19 protein-coding genes are annotated in these 18,118 nt (G+C 71.3%); 11 read left to right on the top strand and 8 right to left on the bottom strand.

What is annotated here, in order from left to right; genetic code table 11:
- Positions 1–119: 119 nt before the first annotated feature.
- Positions 120–1,925 carry an ABC transporter substrate-binding protein gene (locus KME79_RS27360; RefSeq protein WP_219546952.1) on the bottom strand — a complete coding sequence of 602 codons (1,806 nt, stop codon included), beginning with the start codon at positions 1,923–1,925 and terminating at the stop codon, positions 120–122.
- 120 nt (positions 1,926–2,045) lie between these two features.
- Positions 2,046–3,671, bottom strand: a complete 1,626-nt coding sequence (locus KME79_RS27355; protein ID WP_219546950.1) for an ABC-F family ATP-binding cassette domain-containing protein — start codon at positions 3,669–3,671, stop codon at positions 2,046–2,048.
- Positions 3,672–3,699: 28 nt separating this feature from the next.
- Here KME79_RS27355 and KME79_RS27350 point away from each other — a divergent pair, with 28 nt between their 5' ends.
- The 6 genes from KME79_RS27350 (at position 3,700) to KME79_RS27325 (ending at position 7,759) form a co-directional block, all read left to right on the top strand.
- On the top strand, positions 3,700–4,080 hold the full coding sequence (locus KME79_RS27350) for a DUF2809 domain-containing protein (RefSeq protein ID WP_219546949.1): 381 nt from the start codon (positions 3,700–3,702) through the stop codon (positions 4,078–4,080).
- The gene (locus tag KME79_RS27345; RefSeq protein ID WP_219546947.1) at positions 4,047–4,649 is read left to right on the top strand and encodes a Pr6Pr family membrane protein; all 603 of its coding nucleotides are present in this window, start codon (positions 4,047–4,049) and stop codon (positions 4,647–4,649) included. Before KME79_RS27350 ends, KME79_RS27345 begins: the two co-directional genes overlap by 34 nt.
- 33 nt (positions 4,650–4,682) lie before the next feature.
- On the top strand, positions 4,683–5,228 hold the full coding sequence (locus KME79_RS27340; protein ID WP_148036575.1) for a type 1 glutamine amidotransferase domain-containing protein: 546 nt from the start codon (positions 4,683–4,685) through the stop codon (positions 5,226–5,228).
- A 140-nt stretch (positions 5,229–5,368) separates the two neighbouring features.
- On the top strand, positions 5,369–6,901 hold the full coding sequence (locus KME79_RS27335; RefSeq protein ID WP_219546946.1) for an amino acid permease: 1,533 nt from the start codon (positions 5,369–5,371) through the stop codon (positions 6,899–6,901).
- Positions 6,902–7,145: 244 nt separating this feature from the next.
- Positions 7,146–7,373, top strand: a complete 228-nt coding sequence (locus KME79_RS27330) for a FitA-like ribbon-helix-helix domain-containing protein (protein ID WP_219546945.1) — start codon at positions 7,146–7,148, stop codon at positions 7,371–7,373.
- Entirely contained in the window at positions 7,370–7,759 is a 390-nt protein-coding gene (locus KME79_RS27325; protein ID WP_219546944.1) for a type II toxin-antitoxin system VapC family toxin, read from the top strand. The genes KME79_RS27330 and KME79_RS27325 overlap by 4 nt, the downstream gene beginning before the upstream one ends.
- A gap of 1 nt (position 7,760) precedes the next feature.
- Here KME79_RS27325 and lipB read toward each other — a convergent pair whose 3' ends face one another.
- The 4 genes from lipB to KME79_RS27305 form a co-directional block, all read right to left on the bottom strand.
- Positions 7,761–8,396: a lipoyl(octanoyl) transferase LipB gene (gene lipB, locus KME79_RS27320; RefSeq protein WP_219546943.1), complete on the bottom strand. Its 636-nt coding sequence runs from the start codon at positions 8,394–8,396 to the stop codon at positions 7,761–7,763.
- A gap of 17 nt (positions 8,397–8,413) precedes the next feature.
- Positions 8,414–8,596 carry a PspC domain-containing protein gene (locus KME79_RS27315; RefSeq protein ID WP_148036569.1) on the bottom strand — a complete coding sequence of 61 codons (183 nt, stop codon included), beginning with the start codon at positions 8,594–8,596 and terminating at the stop codon, positions 8,414–8,416.
- A gap of 63 nt (positions 8,597–8,659) precedes the next feature.
- A complete protein-coding gene (locus KME79_RS27310) occupies positions 8,660–9,169 on the bottom strand; it encodes an HAD domain-containing protein (RefSeq protein ID WP_148036568.1) in 510 nt (169 codons plus the stop codon).
- Positions 9,166–10,080, bottom strand: a complete 915-nt coding sequence (locus tag KME79_RS27305) for an AraC family transcriptional regulator (protein WP_148036567.1) — start codon at positions 10,078–10,080, stop codon at positions 9,166–9,168. Before KME79_RS27305 ends, KME79_RS27310 begins: the two co-directional genes overlap by 4 nt.
- Positions 10,081–10,154: 74 nt before the next feature.
- Here KME79_RS27305 and KME79_RS27300 point away from each other — a divergent pair, with 74 nt between their 5' ends.
- Positions 10,155–10,964 (top strand): NAD(P)H-binding protein, encoded by an 810-nt coding sequence (locus KME79_RS27300; RefSeq protein ID WP_219546942.1) that lies wholly within the window; start codon positions 10,155–10,157, stop codon positions 10,962–10,964.
- A gap of 100 nt (positions 10,965–11,064) precedes the next feature.
- On the top strand, positions 11,065–11,895 hold the full coding sequence (locus tag KME79_RS27295; protein WP_308249068.1) for an undecaprenyl-diphosphate phosphatase: 831 nt from the start codon (positions 11,065–11,067) through the stop codon (positions 11,893–11,895).
- On the opposite strand, the gene KME79_RS27290 is transcribed toward KME79_RS27295, so the two are convergent.
- On the bottom strand, positions 11,826–13,016 hold the full coding sequence (locus KME79_RS27290; protein WP_219546940.1) for an MFS transporter: 1,191 nt from the start codon (positions 13,014–13,016) through the stop codon (positions 11,826–11,828). The two genes, KME79_RS27295 and KME79_RS27290, sit on opposite strands and share 70 nt — an antisense overlap.
- A gap of 88 nt (positions 13,017–13,104) precedes the next feature.
- Between KME79_RS27290 and KME79_RS27285 the strand changes: the two genes are divergently transcribed.
- From KME79_RS27285 to KME79_RS27275, 3 genes are read left to right on the top strand one after another with little or no spacing between them, the layout of a single operon-like run.
- A complete protein-coding gene (locus KME79_RS27285) occupies positions 13,105–13,422 on the top strand; it encodes an ArsR/SmtB family transcription factor (protein WP_219546938.1) in 318 nt (105 codons plus the stop codon).
- Entirely contained in the window at positions 13,409–16,198 is a 2,790-nt protein-coding gene (locus KME79_RS27280) for an ATP-dependent RNA helicase (RefSeq protein WP_219546936.1), read from the top strand. The genes KME79_RS27285 and KME79_RS27280 overlap by 14 nt, the downstream gene beginning before the upstream one ends.
- 19 nt (positions 16,199–16,217) lie before the next feature.
- Positions 16,218–16,868, top strand: coding sequence for a hypothetical protein (locus tag KME79_RS27275; protein ID WP_219546934.1), 651 nt, complete (start codon positions 16,218–16,220; stop codon positions 16,866–16,868).
- 46 nt (positions 16,869–16,914) lie between these two features.
- On the opposite strand, the gene KME79_RS27270 is transcribed toward KME79_RS27275, so the two are convergent.
- Positions 16,915–18,111 carry a threonine synthase gene (locus tag KME79_RS27270; RefSeq protein WP_308249067.1) on the bottom strand — a complete coding sequence of 399 codons (1,197 nt, stop codon included), beginning with the start codon at positions 18,109–18,111 and terminating at the stop codon, positions 16,915–16,917.
- Positions 18,112–18,118: the final 7 nt, after the last annotated feature.

Genomic DNA, 18,118 nt, shown 5'->3' with positions numbered 1-18,118 from the left:
CACCGCCCCGCCGGCCTTGGTGAGCGCGTAGCGCAGCACGCCGCGGCGGGCGGGGCGGTCGTCCCCAGCGGGGCCCGCCGCCTGGGCGGCGGCGGGCTCTGCTGCTTCGAGCGGTGCTGTCATTCGCGGTCGTCCGCGGCGGACTTGCGCCGCCTGGTGAGGAAGAACGCGCCGACGCCGATGACGACCACGGCGCCGACCACGCCGGCGATCAGAGCGGTGTTGGAGCCGCCCTCCTCGGCCGTGGCCGAGGACTCGACGGCCTCCAGCGAGTAGAACGGCCAGAAGCTGCTCGCGCCGTACAGGATGCCGTCCTGCTCGGGCACGGACGTGATGCTCTTGATCCGGTCCTTGCGGTAGCCCTCGAGGTCGTTGGTGTAGTAGATCGCGATGACCGGGGCGTCGGTGTAGAGGCGCTCCTGCATCTGCTTGATGAGGTCGGCCCGCTTGGGCCGGTCGAGCTCCTTGAGCTGCTCCTGGTAGAGCTTCTCGAAGGTGTCGTCGCAGTAGAACGACTCGGTGCCGCCGCCCTCACCGGACGGGGTCGGCCGCCGGCTGCACAGGTGCGTCGCCAGGACCTCCTCCGGGTCGGGGTTGACCGACCAGCCGGAGATCGCGATGTCGAACAGGCCGGTGACGCCGGTCTCCTCGGTGAACTTGCTGGAGTCGAGCTTCTTGGTGGTCAGCGTGACGCCGATCTCCTTGAAGAAGCCGGTGAGGTACTCGGCGAGCTTGTCCTCGATCGGGGTGTCGGTGTGGATGCTGAAGCGGAACTCCAGCTTGCGGTCACCGTCGGGCATGGTGCGGACGCCGTCGGCGCCCTTCTTGTAGCCGGCGTCGTCGAGGATCTGGTTGGCCTTGGCCGGGTCGTAGGAGACCTTGGTGTCGCCGGCGGCCTCCCAGAAGAAGTCGGTGTACATGGGCGGCACGATCGAGCCGTGCGCCGGCTTGGCCAGGCCGTTCTGCACCTCGGCGACGAGCTTGTCCTTGTCGATGGCCTGGTGCAGCGCCTGGCGGACCTTCTGGTCCTTCAGCGCCGGGTGGCCGTCGCCCACTTCCTTGTCGTCGGTGGTCGTGGCGCCGTGGTTGATCTGCAGGTAGACGGCGCGGCGGCCCTGCTGGTTCCACTGCACGATGTTCGGGTCGCCCTTGAGCGACTCGAACTCCGGCGGGTTGAGCCGGCCGATCAGGTCGATCTCGCCGTTCTTCAGGCCGATGATGGACGCGGCCGGGTTCTCGTAGAAGACGACCTGGAGCTCGTCGATCTTCGGGGCGCCACGCCAGTAGTTCGGGTTGGCCTGCAGCTTGACGTACTGGTCCTTCTTGTGCTCGACGGCGATGTACGGGCCGCTGGTCACGGCCGGATACTGGTCGCCGGAGAAGTCCGCCAGGTTGCCGACCTTCTCCCAGACATGCTTGGGCATGATCGGGATCGGGTTCTCCAGGATCGAGGCCTGGGGGTTCTTCAGCTTGATGACCAGGTCCTGGCCGTTGGCCGTGACGCTCTCGAAGTTCTCCGCGGCCGGACCGTTGGCGGTCTTGGCCGCGTCATCCGTCATGATCTTGTTGAACGTCCAGGCGGCGTCCTCGGCGGTGACCGGCTGGCCGTCGGACCACTTGGTCTCGCGGATCTTGAAGGTCCAGGTCAGACCGTCCTCGGAGCTGCTCCACGACTCGGCCAGGTCCGGGCTCGGCTGCAGCGTCTTGCTGTCCGGAACCGTCAGGAAGCCGTACATCCAGCGGTGGATCGAGGTCGACACCAAGCGGACGGCGAGGAACGGGTTCATGGAGTCAACGGCCTGGGTAGCGCCCACGCGGATGATCTTCTTTCCCGCCGCGGGGTCCTGGGCCAGAGCCACCTGACCCTGACCGGCCACCAATAGCGCGAAGCCCAGCACTGCCAGGCGTGCGAGCCATTTCCTCATGTGTGCCTCACCTTCAGGCGGGGGGTTATCTGTGTAGAGCACGGCACACCATAGGAACTACGCATGTCAACGAGATACGGAGAATTGTTTCATCTTCGTATCTTTGTGCGGTGTAAATTTTCAGTGGGACTCGGACACGCGTCCCTGGTCCACCACGAGCCTCCTGCCGACGCTGACCGCCTCCAGCATGCGGCGGTCATGGGTGACGAGCAGGAGCGTGCCGGGATAGCCGGCCAGCGCCGACTCCAACTGCTCGATCGCGGGCAGGTCGAGGTGGTTCGTCGGCTCGTCGAGCACCAGCAGGTTGACGCCCCTGGCCTGCAGCAGGGCCAGCGCGGCGCGGGTGCGCTCGCCCGGTGAGAGCGTCGAGGCGGGCCGCAGCACGTGGTGCGCCTTCAGCCCGAACTTGGCCAGCAGCGTGCGCGCCTCACCCGGCACCAGGTCGGCGTGCGCGGTGAACGCGTCGAGCAGCGCCTCCTCCCCCTCGAACAGCCCGCGCGCCTGGTCGACCTCGCCCACCACCACGCCGGAGCCGAGCGAGGCGTGCCCCTCGTCCGGCGGGACGCGCCCGAGCAGGGCGCCGAGCAGCGTGGTCTTGCCCGAGCCGTTGGCCCCGGTGATCGCCACCCGCTCGGCCCAGCCGATCTCCAGGTCGACCGGCCCCAGCGTGAAGCCGCCCCGCCTGACGACCGCGCCGCGCAGCGTGGCCACCACCGCGCCGGAGCGGGGCGCGACGGCGATCTCCATGCGCAGCTCCCACTCCTTGCGCGGCTCCTCGACCTCCTCCAGCCGCTCCAGCAGCTTCTCCGTCTGCCGGGCCTTGGCGGCCTGCTTCTCGGTGGTCTCGACGCGGGCGTTGCGCCCGATCTTGTCGTTGTCGGGCATCTTGCGGCGGGCGTTCTTGACGCCCTTCTCCATCCACGCCCGCTGCCTGCGGGCGCGGCCCTCCAGGTCGGCGCGGGTCTCGGCGTACTCCTCGTAACGCTCCCTGGCGTGCCGCCTGGCGACCTCGCGCTCGTCCAGGTAGGCCTGGTAGCCGCCGCCGAACAGGTGGATCCGCTGCTGGGCCAGGTCGAGCTCCAGCACGTCGGTGACGGTCCTGGCCAGGAACTCGCGGTCGTGGCTGACCACGACCGTGCCCGCCCGCAGGCCCTTGACGAAGCCCTCCAGCCGGTCGAGCCCGTCGAGGTCCAGGTCGTTGGTGGGCTCGTCGAGCAGGAACAGGTCGTAGCGGCTGAGCAGCAGCGAGGCCAGCCCGGCGCGGGCCGCCTGACCGCCCGACAGCGAGGTCATCGGCTGCTCCAGCGCCACCGGCAGGCCGATCGCCTCGGCGCGCTCGTCCAGGTCGGCGCCGCCCAGCGCCAGCCAGCGCTCCAGCGCCACGCTGTAGGCGTCGTCGGCGCCGGGCGCCTGATCGGCCAGGGCCTGCGCGGTGGTGTCCAGGTCGCGCTGCGCCCGCGCCACGCCGGTGCGGCGGGCCAGGAACTCCATCACGGTCTCGCCCGGCCTGCGGTCGGGCTCCTGCGGCAGGTAGCCGACGGTGGCGGCGGCCGGGCTGAGCCGGATCTCGCCCTCCTCGGGCCGGTCGAGGCCGGCCATCATGCGCAGCAGGGTCGACTTGCCCGCGCCGTTGGCCCCCACCAGGCCGATCACGTCGCCGGGGCTCACGACCAGGTCCAGCCCCGTGAACAGCACCCGCTCCCCGTGACCGGCAGCCAGCCCCCGTACCACCATGGTCGCGCTCATGTACGGCGATGCTACTAGGCTCCGCTGAATGTCCCGTTTGCCGGTTATGGTGGCCGCCCTCGTCACGGTCGTCCTCGGACTCGGCGTCCGGCTGCTCTGGGACGGCCCGGTCCCCAAGTACGCCGGCGACGCGCTCTACACGGTGCTGATCTACCTGCTCGTCCTGCTCGTGTGGCCGCGCGTGCGCCCCTGGGCCGCCGCGCTCACCGCGGCCGGGCTGAGCTGGGCGATCGAGTTCGCCCAGCTCCTCGGCATCCCCGAGGTGCTGCGCCCGCTGCTCGGCAGCACGTTCAACCCGCCCGACCTCTTCTGGTACGCGGCCGGCGCCGCGACGGCGTGGGCCACGCACGCGCTGTGGCCGAGTAGGGTGCCGCAATGGCAACGACATGGCGGGCCGGGCTCGTCCTAGCCGCCGTCACCGGGATCACCTGCCTGGCCGTCTCCATCCGGCACCCGTGGGCGTTCTTCACCGTCCAGAGCAACGCCGTGGCCGCGCTCTACTACACCTGGCGGCTCTTCGGCCGCCGGACCTCCGGCGACCTCAAGGGCGCGGTCACCGTGTACCTCGTCGCCACCTGCGCCGTCCACGCCGTCTCCCGGGCCGGCGAGAACCCGTTGGAGCTCATCGGCGACAACCCGCGCCTGATGGGCAACCTCCTGCTGCACTACGTGACCCCGGTGATGGCGGTCGCCGACTGGCTTGCCTTCGACCGCGACCGGCCCGCCCGCTGGGCGGCCCCGGTCGCCTGGCTGGCGTTCCCGGTCGCGTACGGGATCTTCGTCCTGCTCCGGGCGCCGTGGCTGCCGGAGGGGACGGCCCGGCGGTACGTGTACCCGTACCTGAACGTCGACCGGATCGGCTGGGACGGGTTCGCGCTGATCGCGGGGGCGCTGCTGGCGGCGATCGCGGTAGCCGGGTACGCGCTGGTCTGGCTGCATCGGATGGTCGGCGCGTATAGATCGGGAACTCACGGATAGGGGGTGAGAAACCACGAAATAGGGGGTTTCATCATGCTCCAGGACAAGACCATCGCTTTCCTGGTCGCGCCCGAAGGCGTCGAGCAGGTCGAGCTCACCGAGCCGTGGAAGGCCGTCAAGCAGGCCGGTGGCACGCCGAAGCTGATCTCCACCGAGCCGGGGCAGATCAAGGCGTTCAACCACCTGGACAAGGCCGACACGTTCGCCGTGGACGGCACGGTCGAGGAGGTGTCGGCGGCCGACTTCGACGGGCTCGTGCTGCCCGGCGGCGTCGCCAACCCCGACTTCCTGCGCACCGACCCGAAGGCCGTGCGGTTCGTCCAGGACTTCTTCCAGGGCGGCAAGCCGGTCGCGGCGATCTGCCACGCGCCGTGGACGCTGATCGAGGCCGACGCCGTCCGGGACCGGCAGATGACGTCCTGGCCGAGCCTCCAGACCGACCTGCGCAACGCCGGCGCGAACTGGGTCGACGAGGAGGTCGTGGTCTGCGACGCCGGGCCGAACAAGCTGGTCACCAGCCGCAAGCCGGACGACCTCAAGGCGTTCTGCCAGGCCACGGTCGAGGTGTTCGGGGACTGACGTGACGGGGGCGGGCCGCGGCCCGCCCCGCTCGCCCGAAACTCCTTGCGCGGGCCGCGGAAATGGTCTGGACGTATACCAAAGAATGGTCTAAACCTAGACCAAAGAGAGCGTCCTCCGCGCCCCCCAGGGAGACCTCAGTGAGCACAGAAGAGGATTCCAAGCGACTCGCCGAGCTCGGCTACAAGCAGGAGCTGGCCCGGACCTGGAGCGGATTCTCCAACTTCGCCATCTCGTTCTCCATCATCTCGATCCTCGCCGGCTGCTTCACCACCTTCGGCCAGGCCTGGAACAACGGCGGCCCCATCGCCATCTCCTGGGGCTGGCCGCTGATCTCCCTCTTCATCCTGATCATCGGCTTCTGCATGTCGGAGCTGGTCTCCGCGTTCCCGACCGCGGGCGGCATCTACTGGTGGGCCGCCAAGATGGGCAAGCCGATCCACGGCTGGTTCACCGGCTGGCTCAACCTGATCGGCCTCATCGCGGTCACCGCGTCCGTCGACTACGGCTGCGCGACCTTCCTCAACATCACCCTCACCCGGCTCACCGGCGGCGCCTGGGAAGGCACGCTCTCGCAGGCGTTCCTGCTGTTCGTGATCGTGCTCGGGTTGCACGCGCTGATCAACATCTTCAGCCACCGGCTCATCTCACTGCTGCAGAACGTCTCCGTCTGGTGGCACGTCTTCGGCGCCGCCATCGTGGTCGGGATCCTGGTCTTCGGCCCGTCCGAGCACCAGTCGGTGGGCTTCGTGTTCACCGAGACGATCAACAACTCCGGCTTCGGCGACGGCTCCAACGGGCTGACGTTCTGGCTGTACGTGCTGCCGCTCGGCTTCCTGCTCACCCAGTACACGATCACCGGCTTCGACGCGTGCGCGCACGTGTCGGAGGAGACCCAGGGCGCCTCCACGGCCGCCGCCCGCGGCCTGTGGCAGTCGATCTTCTACTCGGCGATCGGCGGCTGGATCGTCCTGCTGGCGTTCCTGTTCGCGGCCACGAACGTGGACGCGATCAACGAGCAGGGCGGCTTCGTCGGCGCGATCTTCGAGACGGCGCTCAGCTCGCCGCTGGCCACCGCGATCTTCGCGATCTCCACCATCGGCCAGTTCTTCTGCGGCATGAGCTGCGTGACGTCCATGTCGCGGATGACGTACGCGTTCGCCCGCGACGGCGCGGTGCCCGGCTGGCGGCTCTGGTCGCGGGTCGACCGCAACCGCACGCCGGTCAACGCCATCCTGGCCGGTTGCGGCGCCGCCGCCTTCATCACCCTGCCCGCCCTCTACGCCCCTCCCGGCCTGACGACCCCGGTGGCCTTCTTCGCCGTGGTGTCGATCGCGGTCATCGGGCTCTATCTGGCGTTCCTCATCCCGATCTGGCTCCGGCTGCGGATGGGCGACCGCTTCGAGCCCGGCCCGTGGACGCTCGGGCGCAGGTACAAGGTGCTCGGCTGGATCGCGGTGATCGAGATCGCGGTCGTCTGCGTGTACTTCATCATGCCGTTCTCCCCTGCCGGGGTGCCCGGCGACGAGGACTTCACCTGGACGTCGGTCAACTACGCCCCGATCGCGGTGGGCGTGGTGCTGATCGGCATCGGCCTGTGGTGGTGGCTGTCGGCCCGCCACTGGTTCACCGGCCCCCGCCGCACCATCGACGAGGTCCCCATGGACGCCTGAAGGCAAGGTCTTCGCCCCGGAGGCGCTCCGCGCCGAAGAGCTCAGGCTGTGACTGCGGGGGCACGCCCCCGCACCCCCGGCGAGGGGGCGCCGCCCCCTCCCGCTCCCCCGGCCGAGGTGCACCGTCTCGGCCGGGGGAGCGGGAACTGCGAGAAGAGGCGGATCCCTTCGCCATGTCCGCTCAGGGAACAAAACCCACGGCCATGCCGCGAAATCTTGCTAGCAACTTGCTAGCATCGCCATCATGGCTACTCTCTACATTCGCGACGTGCCCGAACCGATCGCTGAACAACTCAAAGCACGTGCGGCTGAGGCCGGCCTGTCTCTTTCCGCGTACGTCGCCAGAGAACTAGCCGATATCGCCGCTCGGCCGACCAACGCCGAAATCGTCAAGCGCCTGAAGGCCCGCGATCGCTCCCAGGGGCCGTCGAGTGAGGAGATTCTGCAAGCAGTAGCCGAGGGCAGGCGATGATAGTCATCGATTCCTCCGCCATGGTGGAGGCCCTCGTGGGCCGCGACGCTGACATGGAACTTCTCAGCGCGCTGCAAGCCAGCGTCCACGCTCCACACCTCCTTGACGTGGAGGTCCTATCGACGTTGCGCGGACTGGTGCTCGGCGGCAAGCTGCCCGCCGCGATCGCCGAGCAGGCCCGGGCCGACTACCTGGCTCTCAACATCACGCGCTACGAGATGAAGGGGATAGCAGAGCGGATCTGGGAGCTGCGGCACAACTACACCGCTTACGACTCCTGTTACCTGGCCCTCGCCGAAGCACTGGAAGCGCCCCTTCACACCTGTGACGGCAAGCTCAACGGCTCCGGCCATGATGCCGGGGTGCAGGTTTTCCCGCGCGTGTGAGTCAGGACGCCTCGAAGGCCGCCGCCACCACCGGGCGGACCCGGTCCATCGAGGCGTCGCCGAGCTCCCGCTGGAGCGAGGTCATGTCGACGTCCGGCATCCCGCAAGCCACCGCCCAGTCCCACGGCATCAGGTCGCCGTCGACGTTGAGTGCGAAGCCGTGGCTGGTGACACCGCGGCTCTGCCGCATCCCGATGGAGACGATCTTGCGGCCGCTCTCGACGGTCCACACGCCGGTGAGCAGCTCCGAGCCCGGCGGGGTGTCGCGCCGCTCGGCGGGCAGGCCGAGCTCGCCGAGGGCGGCGACCAGGCGCAGCTCCACCTCGCGCACGTAGTCGACGATGCCCTCCTCCTCGCCCAGCTTGACGATCAGGTAGCCGACGAGCTGGCCGGGGCCGTGGTAGGTGAGCTGCCCGCCCCGGCCCGTCTCCACGACCGGGATGCCGCGCGACGGGTCGGGCAGGTGGGCCGACGGGGTGCGCCGGCCGACCGTGTAGACCTGCGGGTGGCTGAGCAGCCAGAGCGTGTCCGGCCGCGCGTCGCGCTGGCGCTCGTCGACCAGCTCGGCCATGCGCTCCATCGCCTTGTCGTAGTCGACGAGCTCGTCCTGGATCAGTGTCAGCGGCCTTGCCCTCATGCCTTAGAGGATAATCCTCAGTACTTCTTCGGCTCTTCGGGGACCAGGATCCACATGACGACGTAGACGACCCACATCGGGCCGGGGAAGAGCGAGAGGATCAACCAGAGGACTCGGACGAGGGTGGGCGACAGGCCGAACCTGTCGGCGAGGCCTCCGCAGACGCCGGCGAGCATCCGGTGCTGTCGTGAGCGGTACATGGTGTCCCTCCGTGTGATGACGTTCTACTGAGAAGAACGCACGAGCCTCGCTCTCTTCTCCCACTACTGACCCTGAGAAAACCCTGTAAGGGTCAGCCACTCCCGCGCGGCGGCCAGATGTCGGCTGGTCAGACCCACTCTGCCGGGCACGTGGACGAGCAGGAATTCGCCGAGACCCTGACGAGCCCTGAGGTAGTCCTCGTCCTCCTGGTAGACCTGGTCGTCGAACCAGACGAACGGCCGGTCGCCGACGTAGTCGGCCACGTGGCGGGTCTTGAACATCTCGCCGTGCCGGCTCCCGTTCTCGCCGGGCGCCATCTCGATGACGGGCAGCGGCGGCAGGCCGAGCCGGGGCGCGATCCACTCGTTGGCGTGCTGCTCCCAGGTCGTCGCCCACACCAGCTCGGAGCCGGTCTCCAGCGCGAGCTCCATCAGCCGGGTGCCGTGGCGCTGGTTGAGGTGCACGGTGTAGACGGTGCTGCCGATCGTGCACCGGTAGCGGCGGAAGTCGGGGGACGGGCGACCGGTGGGGTTGAGCACCCCGTCCACGTCCAGGAGCAGCAGCGGTTTCACCGGCCGGCCCCCACCCGGTGTTCCTGCGGGCTGACGCCGTGGGCCCGTTTGAAGGCCGCGCTGAGCGCGAACGGGCTGCCGTAGCCGACCTTCCTGGCGACCGAGGTCACGGTCGCCTCGGGCTCGCGGAGCAGGTCGGCGGCCAGGGCCAGCCGCCACCCGGTCAGGAACGCCATCGGCGGCTCGCCCGCCAGGTCCGTGAACCGCCTGGCCAGCGAGGCACGCGAGACCCCCACCTCGGCGGCCAGCGCGGCGACCGTCCACGGGTGCGCGGGGTTGTTCTGCATGATCCGCATGGCCTTGCCCACGACAGGGTCGCTCTGCGCCCGGTACCACGCCGGCGCCTCCCCGGTGGCGAACCACCCGCGCAGCGTGGCGATGAGCAGCAGGTCGAGCATCCTGTCGAGCACCGCCTCCTGCCCGGGCTCGTTCTTGACCACCTCCTCGCCCAGCATCTCGATGAGCGGCCCGCCGGGCTGGACGAGCAGCGGCGGCAGCGCCCGCAGCAGCCGCCCGCTGACCTCCCCGGCCATCAGGTAGGTGCCGACGATCATGGAGCTGGCGCCGTCGGGGTCGTTGCCCCAGGTGCGCACGCCCAGGTGCATCGCCTGGTAGAGCGACTCGCCGTCGAGGGTGGTGCACCGCTCGCCGGGATGGATGACGATCTGCGGCGGGGTGCCGGGCCGGTCGGCGACCACGTAGGGCTCCGGCCCGCACACCACGGCCACCTCGCCCGGCCCCACCCGCGTCAGGCCGTCGCGGACGATCCACGCCTCGCCGCGCACCATGGCCAGCAGCGTGAGCGGGGCCTCGTCCTGCACGCGCATCGCCCAGGGCGGGTCGAGGAGGACTCTCAGCAGGAACGCGCCACGGGCGCGCGGGCCGTCGAGCAGCGCCGCCAGGTGATCCATGGTTAGACGATCGCATATGCCATTGCGCTTCTCAACCATGGAGAGTCTCACCGGCAGACGGCTTACTAGAGGGCATGACCATCCTGGTAACGGGCGGGACCGGCAAGACCGGCCGCCGGATCGCAGACAGGCTCTTCGGACAGCCCGTACGGGTCGGCTCCCGTACCGGCACCCCGCCCTTCGACTGGGCGGACCGCGGCACCTGGAAGGCCGCCCTCCACGGGGCGCGCGCCGCGTACATCTCCTACTATCCCGACGTGGCGGTCCCGGGCGCGCTGGACGACGTGCGGGCGTTCACCGAGCACGCGGCGGCGGCCGGCGTCGAGCGGCTGGTCCTGCTGTCGGGCCGGGGCGAGCCGCTCGCCGAGGCCGCCGAGCAGGTGGTGCGCGAGTCGGGCGTCGCCTGGACGATCGTGCGGTGCGCCTGGTTCATGCAGAACTTCTCGGAGGGCTACCTGCTGGAGCCGGTACGCGACGGCGTCATCGCGCTGCCCGCCGGAGAGGTGGCCGAGCCGTTCGTGGACGTGGACGACATCGCCGACGTCGCGGTGGCCGCGCTCACCGAGGACGGGCACGCGGGCAGGCTGTACGAGCTGACGGGGCCGCGAGCGCTCACCTTCGCCGACGTGGCGGCCCAGCTGTCCAAGGCGACCGGCCGCGACATCATGTACGTGCCGATCACCACCGAGGAGTACGCGGCGGGCGCGGCCGAGCACGGCGTGCCGGAGGACGAGATCGAGATGCTGACCATGCTGTTCACGGAGACACTCGACGGCCGCAACGCCCACGTCGCCGACGGCGTGCGGGCCGCGCTGGGCCGCCCCGCCAAGGACTTCGCGGACTTCGCCCGGGACAACGCCGGAGCCTGGGTGACCAGCGGGTGAACTGCGCGCGGCGACCAGCCGCGACTGGCCTTGGCGGGCCGCCGTTTCCGCTAGCCTCACCTCGTTACATCGTGCGCTCCTATCGGGGGAAGGTGCAGGCGTGATCGGCTGGATGGAAGCCGTGGTGCTGGGATTGCTGCAGGGGCTGACGGAGTTCCTGCCGATCTCCTCCAGCGCCCACATCCGCGTCGCCTCGGCGTTCTTCGGCTGGAAGGACCCCGGTGCCGCGTTCACCGCGGTCATCCAGCTCGGCACGGAAGCGGCGGTCCTGATCTACTTCAGGAAGGACATCTGGGAGATCACCTCCACCTGGACCCGTTCCCTGTGGACCCCCGCCCTGCGCTCCCACGTCGCCGCCCGCATGGGCTGGTACGTGATCCTCGGCAGCATCCCCATCGCCCTGCTCGGCCTGCTGCTCAAGGACCAGATCGAGGGCGTCTTCCGCGACCTGCGGCTGGTCGGCACCACGCTCATCCTGTTCGGTCTCATCCTGTGGTTCGCCGACCGCACCGCGCGCAACAAGCTCACGCTTGCCAAGCACCTCAACGTGCCGCACTCCGTGGTGTACGGGTTCGCCCAGGCGGCGGCCCTCATCCCCGGCGTCTCCCGCTCGGGCGGCACCATCACGGCCGGCCTCCTGCTCGACTACCGGCGCGAGGAGGCCGCCCGCTACTCGTTCCTGCTGGCCATCCCGGCCGTCCTGGCCTCGGGCCTGTACGAGCTCTCGGAGATCGGCGGCGCCGAGACCCCGGCCTGGGGGCCCACGATCCTGGCCACGGTGATCTCCTTCATCGTGGGCTACGCCGCCGTGGCCTGGTTCCTGCGCTACATCAGCACCCACAGCTTCACGGGCTTCGTCGTCTACCGGCTCGCCCTGGGCTTCCTCGTCATCCTCGCGGTGACGCTCGGCTGGATCCCCGCCCTGGGCTGACCGCCCACCGCCGGGCGGTAGGTCGCGAGGGTGAAGAGCACCGTCGCCAGGCCGAGCCCGGTGGCCAGCGCGATCACGCCTGCTCGCCCGTACCCGTCGAGCACCAGCCCGCCGGCGACGCCCGCCAGCACGAGCCCCGTGTACTGCGCAGACGACAGCAGGCCGAGCCCGACCGGCACGTTGCCCGGCAGCGCCGCGACCACCCGATACTGCTGCGCGGGCGCCACCAGCCAGCCCAGCGCGCCCCACAGGAACGCCCAGACCAGGGCGACCGGCAGGGCCAGATTGGCGACCGGGATCAGGGCCATGAGCAGCGTGGACGCCGCCAGCCCGCCCAGCACCATGCGGCGCGGCCCGTACGCGTCGGTGAGCCGGCCGCCGAGCTGGTTGCCCACGATGGCGCCCACGCCCCACGCCCACAGCACGGCCGGCAGCGGCAGGTCGAAGAGCGCGCCGATGTAGGTGTAGGCGGCGAAGGCCGAGGCGAACATCAGCAGCTGCGTCGCCAGCACCGCGAGCACGCCCCGGTCGGCCAGCGGCGCGAACCGCTCGCCCAGCCTGCCGGAGACCGCGATCCGCACGTCGGGCACCAGGGCCGCGATCCCGGCGAAGCCGAGCACCGCCAGCCCCGCCACCAGCCAGATGGTGGCCCGCCACCCGTACGCCGCGCCCATCCACGTGCCGAGCGGCACGCCGATGGCGGTGGCCACGCTCAGCCCGCCCATCACCAGCGCCAGCGCCCGCCCCCGATGCTCGGGACCGGCCAGCGCGGCCGCCACCCCCGACGCGGTCGGCGTGAACATCGCGGCCCCCGCGGCGGCGAGCACCCGCGTGGCCACCACCAGCGGGTAACCGGGCACCACGGCGGTCAGCACGTTGCCCAGCACGAACACACCCAGCCCGAGCAGCAGCAGCGTCCGCCGCGGCATCGCCGCCGTCACGGCGGCGAGCAAGGGCGACAACACGGCGTACGCCAGCGCGAACACGGTCATCAGCTGGCCGGCGGCGGCCACGGACACGTCCAGGTCGGCGGCGATCGGGGTGAGCAGGCCCGCGGTGACGAACATGCCGGTGCCGACGGCGAAGTTCCCGGCGGCGAGGGGATAGAGCCGGCGATTCACTGGTCCTCCGATGGATCAATTGGATGCCCATCAAACTGACGCACTGTTGGATCGTTGTCAAACAATAAAACCCGGTATCTTGGGGTGCATGCGCGCCCTGCCCCATCCGGCCACCGATGACATCGAGCTCACCGAGGTGCTGCGAGCGCTGTCCGACCCCGTACGCCTGGAGGCCGTCGCCCGCCTGGCCGCGGCGGGCGAGATGACCTGCGGCGACGTGGGCCGCAACCTGGGCGTGCACAAGTCCACCGCCTCCCACCACTTCCGCGCGCTGCGCGAGGCCGGCGTGGTCATGACCAAGCAGGACGGCAGGCAGAAGCTCATGAGCCTGCGCCGCGACGACCTCGACGCCCGTTTCCCCGGCCTGCTCGACTCGGTGCTCTCCGCCGCCCATGCCACCGTCTGAGACGCCGCCTGACACGTTGCCGATTCGGCGTGTGCTGCCGGATCTGCTCGCCGCGCTGGACGCGCACGGCAGTGCCGTGCTGACCGCTCCGCCCGGTACGGGGAAGACGACGGTCGCGCCGCTCGCCCTGGCGGAGGCGGGCATGCGGGTGGTGGTGGCCGAGCCCAGGCGGCTGGCGGTGCGCGCGGCGGCCCGGCGGATGGGCGTCAGCTACGCGATCCGGGGCGAGCGCCACACCGGCGCCAACCCGATGGTGGAGGTCGTCACCACCGGCGTGCTGCTGCAACGGCTCCAGCGGGACCAGGAGCTGACCGGGGTGGACGCCGTCATGCTTGACGAATGCCACGAACGCCACCTGGACGCCGACACGGCGCTGGCGTTCCTGCTGGACGTCCGCGAGACGCTCCGGCCCGGCCTGCGGCTGATCGCCGCCTCCGCCACCGCCGACGCCGCCCCCTGGGCCCGGCTGCTCGGCGGGCCGGTGGTGGCGGCGTCCGCCGTCACGCACGCGGTCGACGTCGTGTGGGCGCCGCCGCCGCGCCCGGTCGCCCCGCCGCACGGACTGCGCGTCGACCCCGCCCTGCTGTCGCACGTCGCCGGGGTCGTCCGGCGGGCGCTCGCCGAACGGGACGGCGACGTGCTCTGTTTCCTGCCCGGCGTCGGCGAGATCGCCCGGGTGGCGGCGATGCTCGACGGCGTCGAGGTGCTCCAGGTGCACGGCCAGGCCCCGGCCCGGGTCCAGGACGCGGTGCTCTCCCCCGGCGCGTCCCGGCGCGTGGTGCTGGCCACCTCGGTCGCCGAGTCCAGCCTGACCGTGCCCGGCGTGCGGGTCGTGGTCGACTCCGGTCTGGCCCGCGAGCCGCGCACCGACCACGCCCGCGGTCTCGGCTCCCTCACCACGGTGCGGGTCTCCAGGTCCTCGGCCGGCCAGCGCGCGGGCCGCGCCGGGCGTGAGGCGCCCGGCGCCGTCTACCGCTGCTGGTCCGCCACCGACCACGACCGCCTGCCCGACCAGCCGAGCCCGGAGATCGCCCTCGCCGACCTGACGTCGTTCGCCCTCCAGGCGGCCTGCTGGGGCTCCCCCGACGGCTCCGGCCTGGCCCTTCTCGACCCACCCCCGCCCGCCGCCCTCGCCGCCGCACTCACCACCCTGCACACCCTGGGCGCCGTCCAACCCACTCCGGCCCGTACAACCACCCCAACCGGGGGAAACAGCGCACCTCAAAGGGACGTGACGCGGGCGACGCCCCCTGTCTCCCAGGGAGATGGCGCGCCTCCAACGGACGCGTCGACGCAGAGGACCTCCCCCGCCACCCAGGATGACAACGCGCCTCGAACGGACACGCCAGCACAAGGAACCGCCCAGAGAGACAGCACATCTCGAAGGAACGCGGCGCAGGCGACGTCCCCCGTCCACCAGGGAGACGGCGCGCCTGGAAAGGACGCGGTGCAGAGGGCCTCCCCCGGTGGGGCGGTCATGTCCGTGCGGGTTACTGAGCGGGGGCGGCGGATGGCGTTGGCGGGGGTGCATCCTCGGCTGGCACGGGCTCTGCTCGACGTGGGCCCCGAGGCCGCCGAGGTGATCGCCCTGTTGTCGGAGCAGCTTCCGCGCGACGCGGGCGACGATCTGGTGGAGGTCTGGCGTGCGGCCCGTCGCGGGCGTGACGCCTTCACGGCTCGCTGGCGCGCCGAGACGCGGCGCCTCTCCCGTACTGCGGGCCACCGGACCCGGGAAAGGGACGCCGCCCCCGACCGGTCCTCTCCGGACGGCAGGGGAAGGGCCCGCACGGAGGGACGGACGGCCACAGAACCCACCAAGAACGACGCACCCGCCCCGAAAACCCAGGACGAGGTGGCCGGGCTGGCCGTGGCGCTGGCGTTTCCCGAGAGGGTGGCACGGCGGCGAGGGGGCGGGTACCTCATGGCGTCCGGCACGGAAGCCCAGCTCGCGGAGGGCTCCAAGCTGGCGTCGGCGCAGTGGCTGGCCGTCGCGGTGGCCGACCGCCCGACCGGGTCGGCGTCGGCGCGGATCCGCCAGGCGGTGGTGATCGACGAGGAGATCGCCAGGCAGGCGTACCCGGTGACGGTCGGGGAGGAGGTCGCCTGGAAAGCGCCGCCCGGATCGAAGCGGGGTGACGTGACGGCGCGGCTGGTCGAGCGGCTGGGCGCCGTCGAGCTGTCCGCCACGCCGCTGCCGGACGCCGACGTGCGCGACGCTCTCCTGTACGGGCTCCGTACCGAAGAGGTGCTGACCTGGACGAAGGAGGCACGCGCGGTCAGGGACCGGCTGGCGTTCTGCCACCGCGCGGCGGGTGAGCCGTGGCCCGACGTGAGCGACCTGGTAGCCCTGGCCGACCGGTGGCTGGAGCCTGAGCTGTCCCGCGCCCGCCGCCGCGCCGACCTGGAGCGGATCGACGTGGCCGCGGCGCTGCGCCGCCTGGTGCCGTGGAGCGAGCGGCTGGAGGCGGTGGCGCCGGAGCGGGTCGAGGTGCCCACCGGTTCGCGGGTCAGGATCGACTACTCGGGCGAGCAGCCGGTGCTGGCGGTGAAGCTGCAGGAGCTGTTCGGCTGGCAGGAGGCGCCCCTGATCGCGGGCGTGCCGCTGCTGATCCACCTGCTCTCGCCCGCGGGCCGCCCGGTGGCGGTCACGGCGGACCTGGCGTCGTTCTGGCGCGACGCCTACCGGTCCGTACGCGCCGAGATGCGCGGCCGCTACCCGAAGCACCCCTGGCCCGAGGACCCCCTGACGGCCACCCCCACGAGGAGGACCCGATGACCGCCACCCAGGGCGCCAGATGATCGAGGAAGCGGCGCTGAACAACGCCGCCTGGTGCGATGCCCTGTGTCGCGCGCACGGTCTCCCCGGCGCCTTCACCCCACGGGCCTGGACGAATCCGCGCCGCACCCCGCCCTACTATCCCGACGCCGTCACCCTGTCCCCGGAGGCGACGGACGCCGACATCCTCCCCTTCATCGACGACACCCCCGGCGCCTCTGTCAAGGACAGCTTCGCCGCACTCACCCTGCCCGGCTTCGAGCTGCTCTTCGAAGCCACCTGGCTCCACGCCGGGCCGGATGCTCGTCAGGGAGCCGCACGCGACATCCGATGGCGCGTGGTGCGGGACGCGGAGACGCTGCGCGCCTGGGAGGAGGCGTGGGGGGGCCAAGGCGGCCTGTTCACCGCCGCCCTGCTCGGCGACCCGTCCGTCAAGCTCCTGTGGGCGGAAGAAGGGACGGCGTCCGGGTTCGTCCTCAACGAGACGCCGGGCGGCAGGACCGTGGGCGTGTCCAACGTGTTCGGCGACGACGCCTGGCCGCACGTCAGGACCCAGGCCGCCGCTCTCTTCCCCGGCCGCGACCTGGTCGGCTACGAGATCGACCCGGCACCGGCCGCCGAGCACGGCTTCACCCCGCTCGGCCCACTGCGGGTGTGGCTGAAAAACTAGAGGAGCACCCACGGCGTAGGGGAAACTCTCGCCTACCTAGCCAGGTTCACGAACCCGCGGGAAGGTTCGCCGCCACCTCGTCGAAGGTCGTCGCCACGGCGATGTCCGCCGACCCCACGCCGACGTCCTTGAACCCGCTGGACGTGCCCACGCACACCACAGGCCCGTCGAACACCGCCCCCAGCTTCCGGTAGCCCGCCAGCCCGGCCGCGCCGGACAGCTCCTGCCAGAGCCCTTCCCGACCGAGGTCGCGCTGGGCCGCGCGCAGTTCCTCGTCGGTGACCAGGACCGTGCCGCCGCCGCTGTCGGTGACCGCGCGCACGCCCCGGTGACCGCCGGCGGGGCAGGCGATCCCGTACGCGTCCGTCGGACCGACCTCGACGATCGCGGCCGGGGCGCCTGAGGCGACGGCCCGCGCGTGCGGGCCTCCGGCAGCGGGCTCGCAGGAGAACATCCGGGGCGCGGTCCCCGCGACCCCGAGCCGTCGCAGCTCGGTGAAGCCCTTCCACACCCCGTACAGCAGCTCGGCGTAACCGGTCGGCGCGAAGACCGCTGCGGGCGCCCGGCCGAGCTGGACGAAGAGCTCGTACGCGATCGTCTTGTAGCCCTCGGGCCCGTACGGGTGGCCGGTGTGGGTGACCGTCTGGTTGCTGACCGGGTGGTAGCCGAGCCGGTCCACGATCTCCGTCATCAGCGGCCAGCGCCGCTCGGCCGGCACGCTGAACACCGCCGCCCCGTACGCGCGGACGAAGGACTGCACGGCGGGCGGCGAGCCGGCGGAGGCGAGCACGATCGCGGGCAGCCCGGCGCGGGCGGCGTAGGCGGCGGCCGAGGCGCCGTGGTTGCCGGAGGAGGCGACGACGACGCCGGGCGCGCCTTCGGCGAGCGCGGCGCTGACGGTGACGCGGTTCAGCCGGTCCTTGTGCGACCAGGTCGGGTTGCGCGACTCGTCCTTGACGAGCACGCCGCACGCCTCCAGCAGCGGGGTGCCGCCCTCGCCGAGGGTGGGCGCGGACAGCGGCGGCAGCAGCGGCGCCCACCGCGCGATGTCGGGGCCGGGCGGCTGGTCGAACAGGCCGGCGGGCACCCGGTCGTAGGCGTAGTCGACCTCGACGGGATAGGCGATCCGGCCGGTGCTGGTGCGGGGGCAGCCGCGGGTGAGCGGCGGCCGGAGCGGATAGGCGATCGCGGGGTCTCCGAGCGAGCGCTGGCCGGTGGCGAGCGAGACGTGATCCTGATGCACGCGCATG

Origin of the sequence: Nonomuraea harbinensis, from assembly GCF_019396385.1 — a bacterium.
GTDB classification, from domain to species: domain Bacteria; phylum Actinomycetota; class Actinomycetes; order Streptosporangiales; family Streptosporangiaceae; genus Nonomuraea; species Nonomuraea ferruginea.
Note: the sequence above shows the minus strand (reverse complement) of the source record. Positions and strands in the feature narration are given on the sequence as shown.

Excerpts from the sequence above, each read along its gene's own strand:
- KME79_RS27330 (WP_219546945.1), top strand. The coding sequence starts at position 7,146 with ATGGCTACTCTCTACATTCGCGACGTGCCCGAACCGATCGCTGAACAA.
- KME79_RS27360 (WP_219546952.1), bottom strand. The coding sequence starts at position 1,925 with ATGAGGAAATGGCTCGCACGCCTGGCAGTGCTGGGCTTCGCGCTATTG.
- KME79_RS27285 (WP_219546938.1), top strand. The coding sequence starts at position 13,105 with ATGCGCGCCCTGCCCCATCCGGCCACCGATGACATCGAGCTCACCGAG.
- KME79_RS27340 (WP_148036575.1), top strand. The coding sequence starts at position 4,683 with ATGCTCCAGGACAAGACCATCGCTTTCCTGGTCGCGCCCGAAGGCGTC.
- KME79_RS27280 (WP_219546936.1), top strand. The coding sequence starts at position 13,409 with ATGCCACCGTCTGAGACGCCGCCTGACACGTTGCCGATTCGGCGTGTG.
- KME79_RS27300 (WP_219546942.1), top strand. The coding sequence starts at position 10,155 with ATGACCATCCTGGTAACGGGCGGGACCGGCAAGACCGGCCGCCGGATC.
- lipB (WP_219546943.1), bottom strand. The coding sequence starts at position 8,396 with ATGAGGGCAAGGCCGCTGACACTGATCCAGGACGAGCTCGTCGACTAC.
- KME79_RS27315 (WP_148036569.1), bottom strand. The coding sequence starts at position 8,596 with ATGTACCGCTCACGACAGCACCGGATGCTCGCCGGCGTCTGCGGAGGC.
- KME79_RS27275 (WP_219546934.1), top strand. The coding sequence starts at position 16,218 with ATGATCGAGGAAGCGGCGCTGAACAACGCCGCCTGGTGCGATGCCCTG.
- KME79_RS27355 (WP_219546950.1), bottom strand. The coding sequence starts at position 3,671 with ATGAGCGCGACCATGGTGGTACGGGGGCTGGCTGCCGGTCACGGGGAG.
- KME79_RS27345 (WP_219546947.1), top strand. The coding sequence starts at position 4,047 with ATGGCAACGACATGGCGGGCCGGGCTCGTCCTAGCCGCCGTCACCGGG.
- KME79_RS27350 (WP_219546949.1), top strand. The coding sequence starts at position 3,700 with ATGTCCCGTTTGCCGGTTATGGTGGCCGCCCTCGTCACGGTCGTCCTC.
- KME79_RS27325 (WP_219546944.1), top strand. The coding sequence starts at position 7,370 with ATGATAGTCATCGATTCCTCCGCCATGGTGGAGGCCCTCGTGGGCCGC.
- KME79_RS27305 (WP_148036567.1), bottom strand. The coding sequence starts at position 10,080 with ATGGATCACCTGGCGGCGCTGCTCGACGGCCCGCGCGCCCGTGGCGCG.